At 35.7% G+C, this 20054-nt stretch carries 22 protein-coding genes; 8 read left to right on the forward strand and 14 right to left on the reverse strand.

What is annotated here, in order from left to right:
- Positions 1 to 35: 35 nt before the first annotated feature.
- The gene (locus ACERII_RS00930; protein WP_373639523.1) at positions 36 to 650 is read right to left on the reverse strand and encodes an SCO family protein; all 615 of its coding nucleotides are present in this window, start codon (positions 648 to 650) and stop codon (positions 36 to 38) included.
- 200 nt (positions 651 to 850) lie between these two features.
- Entirely contained in the window at positions 851 to 1756 is a 906-nt protein-coding gene (ctaG, locus tag ACERII_RS00935; RefSeq protein WP_373639524.1) for a cytochrome c oxidase assembly factor CtaG, read from the reverse strand.
- Positions 1757 to 2003: 247 nt separating this feature from the next.
- Between ctaG and ACERII_RS00940 the strand changes: the two genes are divergently transcribed.
- From ACERII_RS00940 to ACERII_RS00955, 4 genes are all read left to right on the forward strand, one after another.
- Positions 2004 to 2813 (forward strand): Cof-type HAD-IIB family hydrolase, encoded by an 810-nt coding sequence (locus tag ACERII_RS00940; protein WP_373639525.1) that lies wholly within the window; start codon positions 2004 to 2006, stop codon positions 2811 to 2813.
- A gap of 325 nt (positions 2814 to 3138) precedes the next feature.
- Positions 3139 to 3264: a competence protein gene (locus ACERII_RS00945; protein ID WP_373639526.1), complete on the forward strand. Its 126-nt coding sequence runs from the start codon at positions 3139 to 3141 to the stop codon at positions 3262 to 3264.
- Positions 3265 to 3267: 3 nt separating this feature from the next.
- The gene (locus ACERII_RS00950) at positions 3268 to 3501 is read left to right on the forward strand and encodes a DUF3813 domain-containing protein (RefSeq protein WP_373639527.1); all 234 of its coding nucleotides are present in this window, start codon (positions 3268 to 3270) and stop codon (positions 3499 to 3501) included.
- Between the two features lie 130 nt (positions 3502 to 3631).
- Positions 3632 to 4084, forward strand: coding sequence for a GNAT family N-acetyltransferase (locus ACERII_RS00955; RefSeq protein ID WP_373639529.1), 453 nt, complete (start codon positions 3632 to 3634; stop codon positions 4082 to 4084).
- An 83-nt stretch (positions 4085 to 4167) separates the two neighbouring features.
- On the opposite strand, the gene ACERII_RS00960 is transcribed toward ACERII_RS00955, so the two are convergent.
- From ACERII_RS00960 to ACERII_RS00990, 7 genes are all read right to left on the reverse strand, one after another.
- Positions 4168 to 4473: an AzlD domain-containing protein gene (locus ACERII_RS00960; protein WP_373639530.1), complete on the reverse strand. Its 306-nt coding sequence runs from the start codon at positions 4471 to 4473 to the stop codon at positions 4168 to 4170.
- Positions 4470 to 5204, reverse strand: coding sequence for an AzlC family ABC transporter permease (locus tag ACERII_RS00965; protein ID WP_373639531.1), 735 nt, complete (start codon positions 5202 to 5204; stop codon positions 4470 to 4472). The genes ACERII_RS00960 and ACERII_RS00965 overlap by 4 nt, the downstream gene beginning before the upstream one ends.
- A 126-nt stretch (positions 5205 to 5330) precedes the next feature.
- Entirely contained in the window at positions 5331 to 5888 is a 558-nt protein-coding gene (locus tag ACERII_RS00970) for a hemerythrin domain-containing protein (RefSeq protein WP_373639532.1), read from the reverse strand.
- A 207-nt stretch (positions 5889 to 6095) separates the two neighbouring features.
- Positions 6096 to 6359 carry a NifU N-terminal domain-containing protein gene (locus tag ACERII_RS00975; protein ID WP_373639533.1) on the reverse strand — a complete coding sequence of 88 codons (264 nt, stop codon included), beginning with the start codon at positions 6357 to 6359 and terminating at the stop codon, positions 6096 to 6098.
- Between the two features lie 173 nt (positions 6360 to 6532).
- Positions 6533 to 7153, reverse strand: a complete 621-nt coding sequence (locus ACERII_RS00980) for a hypothetical protein (RefSeq protein ID WP_373639534.1) — start codon at positions 7151 to 7153, stop codon at positions 6533 to 6535.
- A 642-nt stretch (positions 7154 to 7795) separates the two neighbouring features.
- Complete coding sequence (locus tag ACERII_RS00985) at positions 7796 to 8638, reverse strand: YitT family protein (protein ID WP_373639535.1); 843 nt, start codon at positions 8636 to 8638, stop codon at positions 7796 to 7798.
- A 274-nt stretch (positions 8639 to 8912) separates the two neighbouring features.
- On the reverse strand, positions 8913 to 9176 hold the full coding sequence (locus ACERII_RS00990; RefSeq protein WP_373639536.1) for a hypothetical protein: 264 nt from the start codon (positions 9174 to 9176) through the stop codon (positions 8913 to 8915).
- A gap of 123 nt (positions 9177 to 9299) precedes the next feature.
- Between ACERII_RS00990 and ACERII_RS00995 the strand changes: the two genes are divergently transcribed.
- Positions 9300 to 9437, forward strand: a complete 138-nt coding sequence (locus ACERII_RS00995; protein WP_373639538.1) for a hypothetical protein — start codon at positions 9300 to 9302, stop codon at positions 9435 to 9437.
- Positions 9438 to 10049: 612 nt separating this feature from the next.
- Here ACERII_RS00995 and ACERII_RS01000 read toward each other — a convergent pair.
- The 3 genes from ACERII_RS01000 to ACERII_RS01010 all read right to left on the reverse strand — a co-directional run bounded on the left by ACERII_RS01000 (position 10050) and on the right by ACERII_RS01010 (position 12562).
- Positions 10050 to 10424: a rhodanese-like domain-containing protein gene (locus ACERII_RS01000; protein ID WP_373639539.1), complete on the reverse strand. Its 375-nt coding sequence runs from the start codon at positions 10422 to 10424 to the stop codon at positions 10050 to 10052.
- 66 nt (positions 10425 to 10490) lie between these two features.
- Positions 10491 to 11612, reverse strand: a complete 1122-nt coding sequence (locus ACERII_RS01005; RefSeq protein WP_373639540.1) for an AI-2E family transporter — start codon at positions 11610 to 11612, stop codon at positions 10491 to 10493.
- A 74-nt stretch (positions 11613 to 11686) separates the two neighbouring features.
- A complete protein-coding gene (locus ACERII_RS01010; protein ID WP_373639541.1) occupies positions 11687 to 12562 on the reverse strand; it encodes an AraC family transcriptional regulator in 876 nt (291 codons plus the stop codon).
- 133 nt (positions 12563 to 12695) lie between these two features.
- Here ACERII_RS01010 and ACERII_RS01015 point away from each other — a divergent pair, with 133 nt between their 5' ends.
- The 3 genes from ACERII_RS01015 to ACERII_RS01025 all read left to right on the forward strand — a co-directional run bounded on the left by ACERII_RS01015 (position 12696) and on the right by ACERII_RS01025 (position 17583).
- The gene (locus ACERII_RS01015; RefSeq protein WP_373639542.1) at positions 12696 to 14066 is read left to right on the forward strand and encodes an MATE family efflux transporter; all 1371 of its coding nucleotides are present in this window, start codon (positions 12696 to 12698) and stop codon (positions 14064 to 14066) included.
- 285 nt (positions 14067 to 14351) lie between these two features.
- A complete protein-coding gene (locus tag ACERII_RS01020; RefSeq protein WP_373639543.1) occupies positions 14352 to 15434 on the forward strand; it encodes a TAXI family TRAP transporter solute-binding subunit in 1083 nt (360 codons plus the stop codon).
- 190 nt (positions 15435 to 15624) lie between these two features.
- The gene (locus ACERII_RS01025; RefSeq protein WP_373639544.1) at positions 15625 to 17583 is read left to right on the forward strand and encodes a TRAP transporter permease; all 1959 of its coding nucleotides are present in this window, start codon (positions 15625 to 15627) and stop codon (positions 17581 to 17583) included.
- Between the two features lie 47 nt (positions 17584 to 17630).
- On the opposite strand, the gene ACERII_RS01030 is transcribed toward ACERII_RS01025, so the two are convergent.
- Positions 17631 to 18485, reverse strand: coding sequence for a MurR/RpiR family transcriptional regulator (locus ACERII_RS01030; RefSeq protein WP_373639545.1), 855 nt, complete (start codon positions 18483 to 18485; stop codon positions 17631 to 17633).
- Positions 18486 to 18499: 14 nt separating this feature from the next.
- On the reverse strand, positions 18500 to 19897 hold the full coding sequence (locus ACERII_RS01035) for an aspartate aminotransferase family protein (protein WP_373639546.1): 1398 nt from the start codon (positions 19895 to 19897) through the stop codon (positions 18500 to 18502).
- Between the last annotated feature and the right edge of the window lie 157 nt (positions 19898 to 20054).

Genomic DNA, 20054 nt, shown 5'->3' on the forward strand with positions numbered 1-20054 from the left:
CACCAGTTCCTAGTACTAGTGCAGTAGAAAATATGTTAGTTATTTATCAAATAGTTCAAATCCTTAATATAACTATCTAAATCAAAACCAGTTTCACCACGATATAGACGAATAATTTCTCCTTCAGGATTTACTACGTAAAACCTAGTTGGATGAGAAATATCATTATTTTCTTCATCTCTCATGATAGGTAACCGAAACGATTCCAACACAAAATCCTGAACTTGCTCAAACTCATAACCAGTAACAAAATCCCAGTTATCAAAATCAGCACCATAGCCTTCTCCGTAATGTTGAAGTCTCTCTGCATCATCAAAATCTGGATCAACAGTGAAGGAGACGATATTTACCTCCAACCCTTCATCCGCCATTGCTTGTTGTAGTTCGACCATATTCGGTGTCATTGTTAAACAAACAGTAGGACAACGAGTGAAAATTGTTTTCGCAATCCAATATTCCCCTAACATATCATCAGTTGACCACTCATCACCGAACTGATTCAGTCCTGATACGGAAGCAATATGCATTTCTGTATCTGTCTGTGTAATATCCACAATAGCCTGTGATTGAGGTGGTGATGGATCTTGATATAAAAAACTACAACCTTGCAAGAAGAATAATGCTATCCCCAGTAAAAATATTTTTCTCAATCTCCTCAACCTCTCTACAAGAAAAGCGCAAGGCGCCGTCTCATCACCGAAATGCAAATGTTCTGGACGATAAAAAGCGCTTTTTGCTTTTAATCGGGCAGGTTATTTGACACGAGGTGATGGCGCCTGGAGCTAGACAATTTTCTAAGTTCAAAAAAGTTATACTGTCTTATCTTCTATGAAAAGCACAATGCGCCCTCTTAATGTACCATTTCGTACTCTTTAATTTTCACCTTGTCATTCGTTTCTTTGTCTCTCTTCATCCAAGTTCTAAATACATAACCAATCGCTACTCCGTATACCAACTCTTGAATCACCTTCATAGATGCTCCGCCAAGCTGTTGATCATGAAGAGGAGTTAGTAATGCTAATTGCTGTTCTCCACTAAATAATTCATACGGAATGTCGGCACCTGCAGGTAAACAATAGCTCATCGCAATCGCCCACACTGCTGGATCTGTATAAGTTGCATATAAGGGAGCTCCTGCAAAAATAATTAATACACAAGCGGGAGTAAATAACGCACCACTCGCAAACATATAACCGATTTTTTTCAACTCAGACATATCATATCTCGTAGTTAATCTTGGAATGAGATGCCACCACATAAGCATTGCTGCACCAAGCATTCCTAATTGATAAATATTGTGCCAGCCTTCATTCATGAATAGCATATCGAACATATATGGCAAGTGGTAAAAGGAAATCATTGCATTAAACAAAACTAATCCAAGAATTGGAAATCCAATAATCAAGAATACACTTCGAATCGCTTTGATTTTCGCAAATGCTTGGAAAAACCAAGACGGAATTCCTAATAATAATAATGGTGGGGCTATTAAATAAACGATTGCCATGGAAAGCATGTGCATACTAAGCATCATATGTCCTAATACATATAATGGCCCGCCAAAGCCAAAATAAATAGCAAGTAAACCTAAGTGGAAATATACTTTCCTTCGGGTTGAAACAGGTTCACTGTTTTCAAATTTATGCCTATAACGACCAATAATTGCAAAATACATCGCACTAATAAGTAAAAGAACAACAATTAATTCTGGCGTCCAAATGGTTCTTGCAGAGAACGTGGTAAAAAACTGCTCCATCGTTCTCACCTCCCTCGTATAATATCTTTTCATTATTTTTCATTGGAAGTACTGTCTTTATACTATATAAGTTACTTTATTTAACATCTTAGAGTCGTTCGAAAAGTAATTTGTACAGATTTTTGTTAAAATAACAGAACCATTGTCTAGTATAGTATATTTATAACATGTTTGCATTGTAAAACCTATAAATTTGCATTGGTAGGATTAGCAAGCCATGGAAATTATATTGTAAGGAGGATTATAAATGAAACCACATATCATTGCGTTAGACTTAGATGGAACACTTTTAACGGACGATAAAAAAATATCAATAAGAAATAAAACTGTTATTTCGAAATTAAGGGAATTAGGTCATAAAGTTGTTATTGCCACTGGACGACCATATCGTGCAAGTAAAGTTTATTATCAGGAGCTACTCTTAGACTCACCGATGGTTAATTTTAATGGAGCTTTTACTCATCACCCAACAAATCCAACGATATTCGAATCGGAACACACTCCCATTGACCAAAAAACAGCGAAAGCCATCATTGAAACTTGTGAAGCGTTCCGAGTACAAAACATTATGGTGGAAATTATCGATGAGTATTATTTGCGTTATCGAGATAAAGGATTTGAAGACACTTTTACGTTAGGACAAACACCAATTGACTATGGTAACTTACATACATTATTACAAGAGGACCCTACTTCTTTATTAATTTATCCAGAAGATAATAACCATAAGGCATTAAAGGATATGTTACATTCTGCACACGCGGAAGTAATTGAGCAACGATCATGGGGCGCACCGTTCAACGTAATTGAAATTGTGAAATCTGGTTTAAGCAAAGCTGTTGGATTAAAGCGAATTTCAGACTTTTATCAAATTCCGAAAGATCGTATTATTGCTTTTGGAGACGAAGATAACGATCTTGAAATGTTAGAGTACGTTGGTTGTGGTGTTGCTATGGGCAATGCCATCGACGAGTTAAAAGCAATTGCAAACGAAAAAACAGTCACGAACGAAGAAGATGGAATTGCTGTATTCCTAGAAGATCGTTTTCATTTGTAGGTTACCCTGATAATACGAGTATCAGACTATATCGTCATGATAACTTTGTTGGTTTATACTCCATTCGCTTCAGCCTACTCCCTTTCCACCCAAGAGCACAAGTGCGAAATATATTCGTCGTTCACGGTATCTTGTTATAAATCAAAAAAACTATTTTCCAAAGTCCTTCGATTTTGGAAGATAGTTTTTTTATTTTTTCTTCATTCATAAGGAAACATAAGAATGTTGTTCAATGTTACGTTGAACATTAGCTTAGTTTTAAATAGGCAATGTTAACATTCAACAACACCGTTTAACAGCGCCTATAAAAAAAGGAGGTTACGAAATGAGTAAGCGATCAAAAAGTAAACGATTTGTAAAACAAAGTGAAGATGCTGTCCAACCGAACAATGCGAGTAAAAATCACGTTAGAACAATGGCAGAAGCAGAAAAAGAACAGAGAGGAGAATAAACCTTGGCAAACCGTTACTTTCAACAAGCTCGTTCTGCTGTAGAAGAAGCAACAACAGCAATATCAAGTCCACATACACCACTTGATCAGTCACAAGCTACAGAAAAAGTAAAACGAGCAAAACAGGCACTTTCACAGGCGTTTGCTGATTCTTCCTTAGCGGAGAGAGAGCAACTTATGGAATTACAAGAAACGCTTTACGAAGTGGCAGAAGAGTATACAAGTGAAGAATTTTAAGCCTTTTATGAAGTGCGGATTTCTCCGCACTTCTTTTTTGTCCTCCCATAAAAAACATTTGCACTTTCTTTATGTTTTTAAAGGAAATCCAAAGTTTCTATGGTATTGTATAAGTGATTGGAGGGGTACCATGAAAGTGTACAAGGTTGAAAAAGCAACGAGTGTTAACATCCAAATAAAAATAACAAAATTAATGATGCAACAAATGGATTCTATTAGTGTAAATATCTCGGAAGAAGAACTGCTACATACAATTCACCTTGCAATGGAACCTGATTCTGGATCGGAATTTTTCGTAGCAGAAGAAAAGGATGAAGTGGTAGGTTGCGCTTTTCTAAATTCTGGAATCAGTTTAGATAAGGGCGGTAAATATATTTGGCTTAATGATCTGTATGTGAAAAGAGAACTGAGAAATAAAGGAATAGCGAAAACAATCCTGTTAAAAGTATTATATTGGGCTGAACAAGAAGGCTTTAAAGGAATTGAATTAGAAACTGGGATAAATAATATTGCTACAAAGAAATTATATAATTCATTAGGATTTTATGACATTATCTCCAAAAGATATGGAAGACATATATAACAACGGGTCACTGTGAAAAAGAAGTTCTTCTCAGTGACCCATTGTTATATATGGTGTGTGATGTCTTTCAACCTCTATGTTACTTAGAATAAATATGTAATTAGCGCCAGTGCACCAATGGCCCCTCCTACAACAAAGATTAACGGTAAACTAAAAAAAGCTAACATTACTGCTATCATTCCTCCAAAAAGTGCAAACCAAATGTTTTCATTTGCAGTTAAAACTCCTGGAAAAATTAATGCTCCTAATACTGCATAGGGAACTCTTCCTAGCATTCGCTTTGACCACTTAGGCCAATTATCTGTTTGCAGTGTAATTAATGGTAAAAGTCTAGGAACGTAGGTTACAATCCCCATTCCAATAATCATCCAAATTATCGCGACGTTCACGGTTCCGTACTCTCCCTTTCCTTGCTAATCAAATTATCGATTACTTCCATTGCGAAAACTGCTGCCATTGTTCCCAACATAATTGCCCAGCCCGTCGAAATCCAGAATTGAAAAATGCTATGAAATAGTCCACCCAGGATAGCTAGTATAATTACCTTTTTTCCTTCTTTTTTTATAGAAGGTACTAACAAGGCAATAAATAAAGCATACAGTGCTATCGCCATACTTTCTTGTAATAAATTAGGTAAAAATGCTCCAGCATAAAAACCTACGGCTGTAAACATGACCCAACTTGTGTAAGCTGCAATACCTAACCCTAGAATATAGGTGGAACGCACTGGCGACTCTTTTGTGGCAGCAACTGCAAAAACCTCATCGGTTAAGCCAAAAGCATATAGAGCTCGCATCTTTTTAGATGATTTTTCAGCCTTTTCGTGTATTGCCGCACTCATAAGAAGATGGCGGAAATTCACAATAAAAGTTGCCAAAATAATCTCAATTGCTCCAGAGCCTAAAGCAATCATTGTTAAAGCCATATATTGGGATGCACCAGCAAAAACAATGATACTCATGAGGACAGACTCCATGATTGTTAACCCTGTAGCTCCAGCAAGTAATCCAAATGTAAGTGCTACTGGCATGTAGCCAACCGCAATTGGTATCCCATCTATTAGACCAAGTTTTAATATACTAGTTCCATTCAAATTATATGTATTGGAAACACTCTCCAATGTCATCTCTCCATTCTACAAAACAATGATTTTTATATTGTACTCCCTTTAGCTAGTTAGCTGTCAACTAATATAAACAAAATGGAGCAAAAAAAGAAGAGACTGCCTCATCTAATGAGACAGTCTCTATGCTAATCTTTCACGTGATTTTTTATCAAGGTAGAATCTTTCTAATTCGTCCTTTTCATGGGCACTCAATAATTGCTCTCCAAGCGGAAATAAAATTTCTTCTTCCTTTAGCCAATGATCCGTAAGTATATGAAATACGTTAGAAATGTGATGAACAATATCTCGAATATCATCACGGTTATCGTTACTTAGTGTGTGACATTTTTCTAAAAATTGTTGAATATTACTATCCACACGTTCGTGCTCTTGTTCCATAATAACGATAGGGCCACTAGAGTACCCAATATATTTTTTGAGCGAGTTAAATACCTCTTCTTCTATATAAGAATGCTTTTGCACATTCGTTCTAAAAATTATCATATCGTTATATAGCTTATGAAGAAGATCATGACGATCTTTCCGAGTAGGATCGTATGCAATTTGCGAAGCAGTATAATAAATTGATTTCAATTGCTCTTCCAATGGTCTATGCTCGTCTAAAAGGTGTTGAATAGCATTACAATAATGTTCCGGTTTTTTTATTTCTGCACTAAAACAACCCATCAATTCCGTCATCAGTCTAATCTCCTTTCCCTTTCTTTCATAACCCTATCTTATCTCTTTTTTTCGTAATATGGCGTGATTTTATTCACTTTTCCCCTATGTTCACAGTAATTTCACATAGTTGTGAACAATTTATTCAAAAAATAGAACCGACTAAACATAAAGAAGGGTGCATAACCCGAGTCGACATGACCGGATTACACACCCTCTTATTAAGTACTATAGCTTATTAAATGCTTCTTCAATTTTAGGTAAAAGATCATTCCACTCTACATCAGGTTCTTTGTTTACCGTTACGAAATCTTGATATCCAAAAATATTATCTACACCTTCAATTGCTAATAAATTTTTTGCTAATGGGTGATCAGGCTCGTCCCCTTTTTTAAAAGACGCACTGCCTGTACCTTCAAAAAGAATGTCACTAGCAGTAAATTTCATTGCATTAGGATTCGGAGTTGCTTCTGCTCTTACTTCAATAGCCATTATTATTCCTCCTTTAATTTCATTAGTGTTATCATACCACGCCACTGTTAGTTTGTTCAAAAAAGGTGGTACTAATGAAAAAGAAATAAATGATTACTGACAATTTTCAAATAGAAAAAACTCGGCAATTGCAGCCGAGTAGAAGAGATTATCATCGGGAATCTACATAGATGCTATGATTTAGCAACTTTTGTTATAGATGTTTTCAACTTTTCTCTCTCATTAGAAAGAAGACGTAACTCTTTTTTTATGTGCTCAATTTCGGATGGATCGTTCTTTTTTAATGCCTCGACAAGCTCCATGAGTAAATAATCAATTTCTGTTTTAACCATGTATTCCTTAACCTTAGGGTCTACACTATCAATGGGACTACGGCTTTTTTTCAACGTCCGGTACGTTCCCATCTCCGCTTTTTCACCTCCACCTATTTTCATTACAGAAACAATTTTTCCATTGTCAAAACAGCTTACGTAAATCCAACCTCCGCTTGCAGTTTTAACAATTGCCCTACCTTTTGTTTCTGTGATTAATTCCTCTAATAAAATAGCAAGATCTTCCATAAAAATACTTAACTCATTTAACTGAATTACCGTTAAATGCTCATCCGGACGTTTTATCGGGATAATCACTTGACCCTCATCTGATTTAATAACTAATTCAACTGTTTCTTTCTCGTGTCGCCATGAAATCCGAAACTGTGCTTGGAGCAATTTATGAATAAAGGACTTCAATGCTGGTCGAGGTAATTCAATAAATACATCTTGAAACTCAGCCTGGAAGCAGCTCTCCTTCATGACCACGCTCCTTTCATAATTCTTATAGATATCGTATGTATTTTGTGAAAAAAAAAGAAGGATTTTTTTTCTGTTGCCTGTATCTTTTTTTCATTTGCCCCGTCCTTTCCCTGAGTTTATTGTTGTCTTTTTTGGTAAAAAAGCGAAACGAGGACGACCCAAAAGGTTTGTTTTTACCTTTAGGTCGTCCTCTAGTCGGAGTTGAATCTCTTTTTTTCTCACTTCCATAAGAAGTGCAACGCGTCCTCTTAACACCAAAATGCAAACGTTCTGGACGAACGAAAAGCGTAATCCGCTTGCCATATGAGAAGAAAAATGTTCTTTCAGTGAAAAGTGCTTATTACTTTTCTATAAGGATATGTTTCACAGCATATTGTTACCCAGATGATAATAGGTGATCCTTCGTATAATCTGAGGAATTTGTATTGTTCATGATAACCAAAATACTGTTCCCAACAATTTCAGCTGTTAGTTCGAATAATACTTCGTCATACACCATACTAGAAGTTCCTATTTCTTGATCTACAGATATAGTGCCGGTAGATGGTGTTGAACCTACATTATTATCCTACGTTCCACACCCTATCATCAACAATCAAATGAGAGAATAACTTACTATTCAAAAATTTCATTCTAAAAACGTTAAGCTTCTTTACGAAACATTCCAAAAACCCCTGTTGTTTGAACTACATTTGTAAAGGCTTTTGGATCTACTTCTTCAATAATTCGTTGTAATAAATATAGTTCATATCTAGTTATTACAATCATTAATACTTCCTTATCTTCTTTCGAATATCCACCTTTGGCAGGAATTCTAGTTACTCCTCTTGTTACCTGCTGATAAAATGCATGTTTCAGTTCCTCCGCTTTACTAGTAACAATCATTGCTGTTAGTTTCACATGACGTGTATGAAGAATATCAATGATTCTAGATAAAACATATAGAGTAAGTAGCGTATATAGTGCTTTTTCCATTCCAAACATCAAACCAGATGTTAATACAATAAATGCGTTCATGATAAAGAAGTATGTACCAAGTGGTCGATCACTTTTTCGAGCAAACAATAAAGCTAAGATGTCTACCCCACCTGAAGACGCACCGAACTTAAGAATTAGTCCTGCACCTATACCACCAACTACTCCCCCAAAAACAGAGTTTAAAATAATATCATTTGATATGGTAGTCACAGGAATTATTTCCAAAAACAATGTTGTAAATGCCACATTAATAAAACTGTAAAGTGTAAAGCTTTTTCCTACCTTCATCCATCCTAAAATTGCAACTGGTACATTGAGAAGAAATAAAAGGATACCAGGAGATAACCCTATTAATTCCGATAATATTTGAGCAATTCCAGTAAAACCACTAGCAAAAACATTAGCTGGTATAAGAAAGAAATTTAAGCTTAATGCCAATAGAACTGCACTACCAGCAGCGATTAAAATCTTCTTCCCTTCTTCCATTATATTTATATTTTTTAACATAATTTTTTCACCTCGGCTTTAGTATTCACTAATCGAATAACAAACCATGCAATTATATTTAATGAACTCATATACCTAGAACATTTTTTATTATAGTGTTTCATCCTTTCCTATTATCATTCGGTTATAGACATAAAAAAAACACTATAAGAGAGGGAGGCATTGAGAAAACATTTGAGATGATTGTAAAAAACATAAACAACCTAACAAATAGTTTTATTACAATACCTAAAAACCCTACTTTTATAGTGAGCACCTATTAATGTCCACATTATTATTTTGTGGCTCTTCTCTGATTATAATATTGAATTGATTGAACAGCACCTTCCCCAACCATACTATTATCCTCAATATCATACGGATCAGTATGAGCCAGTTTTTCATCAAAATATTCTTCATATTCCTCTTTTGTTTCATTTTTTATTTTTGCTTTCATACGATACATGTACTGAACTAGTTTTTTTCTTCGACCTTCATTTTGCAATAAATACGAACCAGTTGCCGCTATTAGCGCTGCTGAGGTTACCCATTTATTCATAATTACACTCTCCTTTATAAGTGAGATATAGAACTTGTACCCGTCTATTTACATTTATAAACGAATACATCATTTTCTCCTTGCAAATGCTAATAAGGAATTGATAAACGAGGAGGTAGAAGAATGAGCCGTACAGGTGACAATAATAAGAGACCTAAAGATAATCAAGCATTAAATGAACATAAAAATGAGCGTGAAAGAGAAAACCACCGTAAACAACCGAACAAAAAATCTTATTCAAAAAAGACTGACCATCTATAAGAGTAAGTAGTTCCGTTCGTGAGGAGAAAATATATAAATAGAACCATAATTACTAGTCCAAATAAATTGGACTAGTAATTTTTATTGATATAATAAGGTTTCCCTTCATGTAGTCTCTAATTGGAACCCAAAATTTCATACAAAAAAAAAAACAGACTAATGCACATTATTTAATAATTATTTTGTATCCTAAAGTTGCTGCTATTTGCCTATCTAAATGTAGTTGAATTAGGTAGAAATTAAGCAACCTTAAAGATACAAGTAAAAGAACCCACTACACAGGAGTAGTTGGTTCTTTAAGATTAAATGTAATTATTTCCTCTTCAACTAACGAGCCGATTGCGGAAGATCATTGCAAATCTTATTGAATAGAACATACCTAGGGGAAAACCGGACTAGGCGAAACCCACAGGGAGGCGGAGCCAGGATGGCGAAATGAGGCCGTTGCCCACAGGACGTGGGCACGTACTTAGGCCGAATTGGGAGGAGGCTTGCGGTTCGCCCCGAGGAAAGCGAGCAACCTGGAGTAAAAATCAACATCAACGCTTAACATAGCTTTCTAAAAAAAAGAGGGTGTTCCAAAGGTCTTTTACACCTTGGAACATCCTCTTCTTATTTTTTACTCCACGACTTTAATTCCTCAACACTATGAATTTGATGTTCTTCTCCAGTAGTAGCATCTCCATCCCAAGATAACATCCCACCGTCGAAGTTTGTTACATTGTCAAAGCCATTTTCTTTCATAAATAAGGAAACGTTTTGAGAACGATTTCCGCTTCGACAAATAAACACGTATTCTTTCTCTTTATCAAATCCATCTAACATAGAAGGAATTGAATTCATAGGGAGAAGTGGAATCCCTGGTATGTGCTCAGCGACATACTCTTCTGGTTCTCGTATATCAATGATTACTTTATCCTTTTCTGGTGATTTTACGAGTTGCTTTAATTGTTCTACATTAATTTGTTTTACTCCATCTCTTTCCATTCAATAGACACCTCATTCTATAGTAATTACTATAACTATAGTATAAATGTATAAGGAAGTGCAAAATTACAATTCTAATTCGCCCTTTTCTTCGTTATTTAACCCTTTGGTTTCTTTCCTCAGCTTTATTAGACGATATGTATGACTAACAATTACCTTTGTAACCGCATAGGTAGGAACTGCGATCAAAAATCCAATAAAACCTAAAAATCTACCTGCAACTAAAATCAAAATAATGATTGTTAACGGATGGATGGACAACTTTCTACCCATAACCTGCGGTGAAATCAAATTACTTTCTATTTGTTGTACAATTACAATTGCTAAAATAACCCATATTGCTAACATTGGATTTGTTATTAAAGCTACAATCACTGCAGGAACGGAACCAATCCAAGGACCTATAAATGGAATTAAGTTTGTAAACATAGCCACTAAAGCCAAGATTAACGAATACTCTATTCCAATGATTCGAAATGAAATAAACATGAGCACACCAACACATAAGCTAACAATAATTTGTCCTTGTATATAGGAGCTCAATGCATTATCCATATCACCTAATATTCGCTTACCCTCAATTTGCTGTTTTTCAGGGAAAAAGCGAAGAACTTGATCAGGTGCTCTATGACCATCCTTTAAGATATAGAATAGCATAAACGGAATTAAAATAAGCATTAGTACTGCATTCGTAACAGCTCCTACTAAATTGGCGATATTTGCTGAAACGAAATCAAAATATTGACTTAAATTTGTAGCGATAGTTTCACCAATTTGTTCTAGGGAGAAATTCTCTGATTCTTGGAATTGCGCAACCCACTCTATCTCTTGTATTTCAACTATTAAATTCCTAAGCTCATTTAATAAAAAAGGCATATTATCAACAAGGTTCATAAACTGTTTTTGTAATGGGGGACCAATTAAAAAGAACAAACCTGTTAGTAACCCTATTAAACCTATGTAGATTATAATGATGGCAATTCCTTTTGGTACCTTATTTTTATGTAGTAACGCAACGATAGGACGTAATAAGTAAAAAAGTACCCCTGCTATTAACAATGGAATAAAAATTGTCTGTACAAACACAACTAGTGGTTGAAAGATAAAAGAAACTAATGTACCTAAATAAATAATAATTAATAATAAAATGATATACATAAGAACGCGGAACAATTTACTTTTTGCCAATGTTTATCCTCCTCTAATTACCTATTCTATCTATTATAACATTCAAAATTAATAGAATCCCTTCTCATGCACTTTTATTCTTCACTGCTTCTTCTCATTCTTCTATATTGGCCAGGGGTAATTCCTTCTTTTTTTTTAAAAACTCGAGAAAAATAGCTTGCATCTTTAAAGCCACATTCCTTCGCAAGCGTCTGTAAATCAATATGTTTCTCTTGGACAAGTTTATGTTTGGCCACCGACAATCGATAATAATTCACATATTGAATGGGAGTTACACCGATCATCTTTTTGATAGAACGAGTAACATAGTCAGGATGAAATAAAAGATCTCTTGCCATCTCCTTAACACTAAAATTTTCTTTCCAATAATTTGTTTGAATATAGTGAATTACTTTATCTGTTACAGCTTGAGCACTTGATGGGAGTTCAATTGCATCTTGCTGCATTTGGATAATTAATTCATAAAAAGAAAGATTTTGTTTCATCTTCATCGCAGGGTCATTTGATTCATTTTCTTCCACTATTTTTGCAAAAGCTTCTATACCTCTATTCTGATTTCGGAGGGATCCATAAGTAGGAACATGCAACTTAAACTCCGCTGGTTCAATAAATGTGCTTTCTTTTAATAATATATCAGACCAGTCAAACTTATTTTTATCAATAAGTGAATACTCGTTGGATAAGGAAAAATGAATCCAGTAATATTCCGATTCCTCCATACAGCCTTTATAACCATAATGATTCTTTTCTGGAGTAAGAATTAAATACTCACCTTCTTTCACATCATAGGTTATTTCTTCCTCTTTCATATGAACACACCCTTTTGTAACATAGATGAGATCAAATATATGAAACGTTCTTTTAAAGTGTTTTGCTCCTTTTCGAAACTTCGCTTTGCCCGCTTTGATAAAAACAGGGTGAGGAGGAATTACACTTGTTACTATTCTCACTACTCTAACTCCTTTACATCGTTTTTGTACAATTCTCATCGATTTTAACCAATCAAAACTCCGTTATAATCTTATATTATAGTAAGGAAGCTTCTTAGAAAATATACAATTTCTTTATAAGTGAGGTTACACCATGAAATCAGAAAATACAACGAAAGTTGGCAAAATAACCTTATTCGCATTAACATGGCCTATTTTCATTGAAATACTTCTTCATATGTTAATGGGAAATGCAGATACTCTGATGTTAAGTCAATACGATGACAATGCAGTAGCAGCAGTAGGTGTCGCAAACCAAATTATGAGTATCATTATCGTTATGTTTGGTTTTGTTGCTACAGGAACAACGATCTTAATTGCTCAAAACTTAGGAGCAAAACGACACAAGGATGCAGAGCAAATATCTGTAGTCTCTATTTTTGCAAACTTAGCGTTTGGACTACTTTTAAGTATCGCACTATATCTCTTCGGAAAACAAATGCTATTACTTATGAATCTTCCAGAAGAACTTATGAGTCAATCACTCGTTTATTTGCAAGTTGTAGGAGGATTCGCATTTTTTCAATCGTTACTTATGACAGTTGGAGCAATAACAAAAAGCTACGGTTTTACGAAAGATGCCATGTATGTCACCATTGGAATGAACATTCTCAATGTGTTCGGGAACTACGTTTTTATTTTTGGAGCATTCGGAGTACCTGTGTTAGGTGTAACGGGCGTTGCCATTAGTACAGTAGCTAGCCGTGGGATTGGCGTATTAGTACTTTTTATCTTGTTATATAAGAGAATCCGTGGAAAACTGCCTTGGTCTTACTTATTAGAGAAATTCCCGAAAGAAGAATTAAAACAATTGTTAAAAATTGGTATACCTTCTGCAGGAGAACACCTTTCTTACAATGGTTCTCAAATGGTCATCACGTATTTTATTGCGTCCATGGGAACTGTAGCACTTACAACAAGAGTTTATACTATAAATTTAGTAATGTTTGCGTTCTTATTTTCTATTGCAATTGGTCAAGGAACTCAAATATTAATAGGATATTTAATAGGAGATAGAAAATATAAAGAGGCATATCAGAGGTGTCTAAATAGTCTTTGGATTGGGATTGCTGTTTCAACCTTCTTAACAATCGTTATTGCTTTCTTAAGAGAACCCCTATTAATGATTTTTACAGATAATAGTGACATCATCCAGTTAGGTGGGATTCTGATTATACTATCCATACTTATGGAACCAGGGAGAGCCTTTAATCTCATTGTTATAAACTGTTTACGTGCAGCTGGGGATGTAAAATACCCTGTTTATATTGGAATTATCGTCATGTGGGGTGTTTCTGTAACAGTATCTTATACAGCTGGAATTGTCTTCGGTCTCGGATTAATTGGGATCTGGATCGCGCAGATTTTAGATGAATGGATAAGAGGCTTACTTATGCTGAAGAGATGGAAATCAAGGAAATGGGAGCAAATGTCGTTTATTAGTGAGAAACAACCTTTAAAATAAAGTAGCTAAAAACACACTATAGGTTTTCGGTGTGTTTTTTTCAATAAGGATATTTTTACCGACATAAATCTCTCCTTCTTTTCGATTCAGTACGCCCCTTTTCGACTCTTTTGTGCACAAAATTTCATCGTTACACTTATTCCTTCTATGTTTTTGAATGAATAATAGACAAATGTTGATATTTTTTATTTTTGACAACCTGTTTTATTTTTGATTAAATAAAATAGAATATCAACAATTTATCCATTTGTTGGTATAAAATAAAGAATTAAGGGGGAACGAAAATTGAATAAGAAGTTCTATTCCATGTTCGCATTACTCCTTGCAGGTATTTTACTTTTAGCTGCTTGTAGTGGTGGAGACAATGAGAACGAAAACAATGTTGATACTGATGGTAACGACACAGAAGAGGTAAACGATAATAACAATGGAAATGAGAATGATGGAAACGATGATGTAGCATCAGACATTAATGTTGGTAATCTCCAAATTGGTACTGGTGGAACTGGTGGTACATACTATCCACTAGGTATTGAAATGGCTACTGTCATTAACAACAATATTGAAGGATATGATGGGTTTGACTTAAGTGCCGTTTCTTCCGGTGCATCTGTAGATAACCTTTCAAACATTTACAATGGTGAGTTTGAGCTTGGGATGACAGTTCACCTTCCTGCAGTTGATGCACTTAAAGGTGAAGGTGCTTTTGAAGAATTTGGTATTACTGTTGATAACTTTGGTTTCATGGGCCATATTTACCCAGAAGTAATGCAAATTGTTGCTCCAGCAGATGCTGATGTTGAAACAATTGCAGACTTAAGAGGGAAAAGAGTAAACATTGGACCTCCTGGAAGCGGAACACAAGCCGCTGCTAAACTAATTTTAGAAGCTTACGGCATAGAAGATGGTGATTATGAAGTTTATGAAGAAGGCTTTGGAGATGCAGCTGGTCGAGTTCAAGATGGTCAGTTAGATGCTTCCTTCGGTCTATTAGGTTTACCAGCTGGAAGCATTGAGCAATTAGCTCAACAAAGAGACATTAAATTAATTTCAATCACAGATGAAGGTATGGATTATATCACTTCAAACAGTGGTTATGAAGCATATGAAATCCCTGCGGATTCTTATGAATTCATGGACGGTCCAGTTATCGCACTTACAGCTTACGCGATTCTTGTTGGATCTACTGATTTAATTGATGAAGATCTTGGATATGCTATTACAAAAGCTTTATTTGAAAATAGTGGGCAAATTACTCACGACCAAGGTGCACACTTAACAAAAGAAAACGCACTACTCGGTTCTGAAGGGTTACCAATGCACCCTGGTGCTGAAAGATACTTTAGAGAAGCTGGAATTCTAGAATAATAAAGTTTTCGAAGAGGCCGGACCTCCCATAGTGTCCGGCCTTTTTTAAAGTAAAATAGCAGAATTTTGTATGTTATGTTTCTTTTCACCAAAAATAAAAAGCGGTTTATCGACGAAAAGGCAGGATACATCATCGTACCTTTTCGTCGATTTATCAATTACATAAATAACTATTTAGGGTGGTGAACACATGAAAGAAAAAGAAGTTTTAACAGAGGAACAGCAGCAAGAAATGCTAGCAAAATATGATAAAGAATCTGCTTATCGTAAAAATACTGGTAAATGGGCTTGGGTTATTTCATTCTTAGCTATTTCTTTAACACTTTTTCACTTATACCGTGCATATAATGGTCCACTCGTTTACTTATTACAAGGTGCTGTTCACTTAGGAACTGCATTAGGTCTTATATTCCTTTTGTATCCTGCAATGAAGACGGGAATCAAGCGAAAAGGTGTACCTTGGTATGACGTTCTATTTGCATTTTTATCAATGGGATCTGTTTACTACATTTTATTTCGATATGAATGGATTACAGGTGGCGCAAGGATCATAGGCTTTACAGACTTTGATATAGCTGTTGCAACAGTTGGTATAATTCTATTACTAGAGGCTACACGTAGGGCAGTTGGAATTCCTATTGTTATAATTGCAATTAGTGCAATTTTATATGGATTATATGGTACAAATATTCCTCACTTTGGTCACGGTGGATTTGAATGGCCGCAATTAGCTAGACGACTATTCTATTCCTCTGATGCAATCTTTGGAACACCAATTCAGATTTCATCTACATTTATTTTCTTATTTTTATTTTTTGGAGTTATGTTAACAAAAACTGGGGTAGGACAATATTTTAATGATCTTGCCTTCGGAGCTACAGGAAAATATACTGGTGGAACTGCAAAAGCAGCAGTTGCCGCCTCTGCTATGCAAGGAACCATTACTGGTAGTTCTGTTGCTAACACAGTAGCATCAGGATCCTTTACCATTCCAATGATGAAGCGCGCTAAATTTAGACCAGAATTTGCTGCTGCTGCTGAAGCAGCCGCTTCCACTGGGGGACAAATTATGCCACCTATCATGGGGGCTGCAGCTTTCATTATGGCTGAATATGTTTCTGGTGTAACGTACCGTGATATCATTTTAATCGGGATTATTCCCGCTCTCTTATATTTTACTGGAGTTTTTATGGGTACACACTTCGAAGCGAAGCGTCATGGAATTACCGGTTTACCAAAAGAAGAATTACCGACACTAAAAGGGTTAGCAAAACGAGCTGATTTGCTATTACCACTTGCAGTTATTATTTTCATGCTTGTTGATGGTAGAACACCTACGAACGCTGCATTATTCGGTATTGCAACCGCATTCGCTGTTAGCTTTTTCCGGAAAGACACAAGGATGGGAATTAAGGATATCATTAACGCTCTCGAACAAGGGGCGAGGATTGCTCTCCCGGTTATTGCCGCCTGTGCTTCTGCGGGGATAATTGTAGGGGTTGTTGTGTTTACAGGTCTAGGTGGAAAAATCGCAGGAGGGCTACTAAACTTAGCTGGAGATAGTTTATTCCTTCTTTTATTTTTTACAATGATTGCATGTATCTTACTAGGAATGGGATTACCTACAACCGCAAACTATGTAGTTACAGCGTCTATGGCCGCTCCTGCATTAATAGCTTTTGATATTCCACCAATCGCTGCTCACTTTTTTGTATTTTATTTCGGAATTGTAGCAGATATCACTCCTCCAGTATGTTTAGCGGCATATGCCGGAGCAGGGATTGCCAGGGCGAACCCTATGAAAGCAGGTGGAAACGCGTTTAAGCTTGCTATAGCAGCATTTATCATTCCATATGTATTTGTATATAATCCAGTACTATTATTACAGGATGCCACCGCTGCGACCTTAATTCCTGTCATTATTACTGCATTATTAGGAATGGCTGCAGTGAGTGCTTCCATGATGGGTTACTTTATTTACAAGCCATATTGGTTTGAAAGAGTTATTTTATTCTTTGCGGGGATAATGCTAATTTTCCCAGAAAATTTACCAATAGAATTAACTGGATTTGTTATCTTTGTAGCAATTGGAGTTTTCCAATACTTCCGTAAAAAAAGAGATAACGATAAACAACCATTACCAGCATAATATTGAAAGCTCCCCCTTTTAATTTGAAAGGGGGAGCTTTTTCTTACTCAGTCATAAAAGACATCAAATTTTTCCCAGAGTGTTTCTAGTTGTTTCAATCGTTTTTCTACTTTCTTGTGCTGTGAACGAGTTAATGCAGTAATAAGTGCACTTGATACACTCATTGGCGCAGCAAACGAATCAATAAATGAGTTTATCTCTGTAGAGGCAATGATTCTTAAATCAGCATAAGGAACTAAAGGACTCATTAAATGATCGGTGATAACTAATGTTTGTGCTCCCTGCTGCTTCACAAGTTTTAATACTTCTACCGTTCTCTTTGTATAACGAGAAAAACCTAATCCAATGACTAAATCATCTTCTGATATATCTAAGACATGTTCAGAGACACCATCAGCTTGGCGGATCATTTCCGTGTTTTGTAAAACTAGATCTAGATAGAATTCCAAAAAAGAACCGATACTTGAAGCACTTCGATATGCTACAATATAAATCCGCTTTGCTTCAATAATTTGCTTTACTGCCTCTTCAAAAATTTCAGGTTCCACTTGATTTAACGTCATTTTCAAATTTTGAATATCATCAGACAGAACTTCAGAAACAACGTCTACTGTTTGCTCATTTTCATCTGTTGTTCGAGCTAAAACTTCTGCTGAGGTCATTTTCCTTTGTAATGCTTCTTGTAGGTGACGTTGTAAATCTGGATATCCTTTATAATTTAGAAAGAAAGCAAAACGAATGACAGTTGCTTCTCCAACTTTCACATTTTTTGCTAGTTTTGAGGCTGTTAAAAATGGTGCAGTTTCGTGATTCTCAATTAAATAATTAGCAATTTTTTTGTGTGATTTACTCATGCGTTCACGATTTTGAATCATTCGTTGATATACTTCACTTTCAAACAAATTACGTTCCCCCTTTATGACGCTCCATCATCACCTAAGCGTTGTAGGGCTTTATCGTAAGCCTTCAGTGTTTTATCAAGCTCCCGATCTCCATGTGCTGTGGATATACTGTAACGATTTAACGGCTTTGTATATATCCCTTCTTCTAGCAAGTGAAAATCCAATTTTTTACGCAAGCTTAAGTCTGTTTTTTGGAGGTCGCGGTAATGCTTTATCTCATCATCACTCGTACACAAAACGCTAAATATGGTACCTAACCCTAGCGTTTTTAATGGAATGCCTGCTGATCTTGCTATTTTCTCAATATTTTCCCTCAATATATTAGTATACGACAAAACATCATCAAAATCCTGTTCCAGTCGTTCCATTGTTGCTAGGCCTGCTGCTAAAATAGTAGGATGTCCATTATATGTTCCACTATGAAATAATATTTCCTTTGCAGAGGAGTTCTTTCCTTGCCCTGCATCAAATACATCGCCCTTCGCTTTCGGTTTTGTTATTGCGAGTATTTCCTCCCTTCCTCCGACAATACCAATAGGAAATCCTCCTCCGATTACTTTACCAAGGGTTGTTATATCTGGTTTAAGGTTATAAACTTGTTGCGCCCCTCCAAGAGCGACACGAAAACCTGTCTTTACCTCATCAAAGATAAGGAGTACATCATATTTTTTTGCAACTCTTTTTAGTCTATCCATAAACTTTTGATCTGCTGGGATAAAACCTCCTTGTACTGGTTCAATAATAACTGCAGCTAATTCGTTTGCGTGCCGTTTTATAAGACGTTCCGTCGCTTGACTATTATTGAAAGGAAGTACCAATGGTTTATCATCACCAAATTGCTCCAATCCAGCAGACTCTGGAACAGCGTTTGGTTTATAATCTTTTCCCGCTTCCGCTAAAGTTGGATTGATACTATAAAGCATTTCATTATATCCGCCATGGTAGTGCCCTTCAAACTTTGCTATCTTCTTTTTTCCTGTATAAGCGCATGCAAGTCGAATAGCAAGTAATGTAGCTTCTGTACCTGAGTTAGTAAAACGAATTTTTTCCATAGAAGGATAATATGATTGGACTTTCTTAGCAAATCGTGTTTCTAACATATGTGGTGTTCCAAACAAAAAGGTTCCATCATTTGTTACTTGTTCCATTATCGCATTTTTCACATCATCGTGCCCATGTCCTAACGCAAGCGCCCCGTATGCCATTAAAAAATCAACGTACGGATTACCATCAACATCTTCCAACCATGCCCCATGACCTTTTTTCATAACGATTGGGTATGGAGAAAAGTGTTTAATATTTGCTGTTACTCCACCTGGGAGATACTCTTCTGCTTCCATCATCGCTTCATACGATTTTTCTGTCTTTGCCCCGTATTTTAGAAATGGGTGGTCCATTCTACGGATTGCCATTTGTTTTATTTGCCCCTTTCCTTCTTAACTTCATTTTTTTGAAGGATTTATTTCATTGTATGATAGGAAAGCTTGTATGTGAAGGTTTTTTCACTGATTTTTTTGACTAGTTTTATCAAAATAGATGTTGTTTTCTGGTGATCGATTTCATTTAAAG

Source organism: Evansella sp. AB-rgal1 (assembly GCF_041820985.1).
Classification (GTDB): Bacteria; Bacillota; Bacilli; order Bacillales; family Salisediminibacteriaceae; genus Evansella.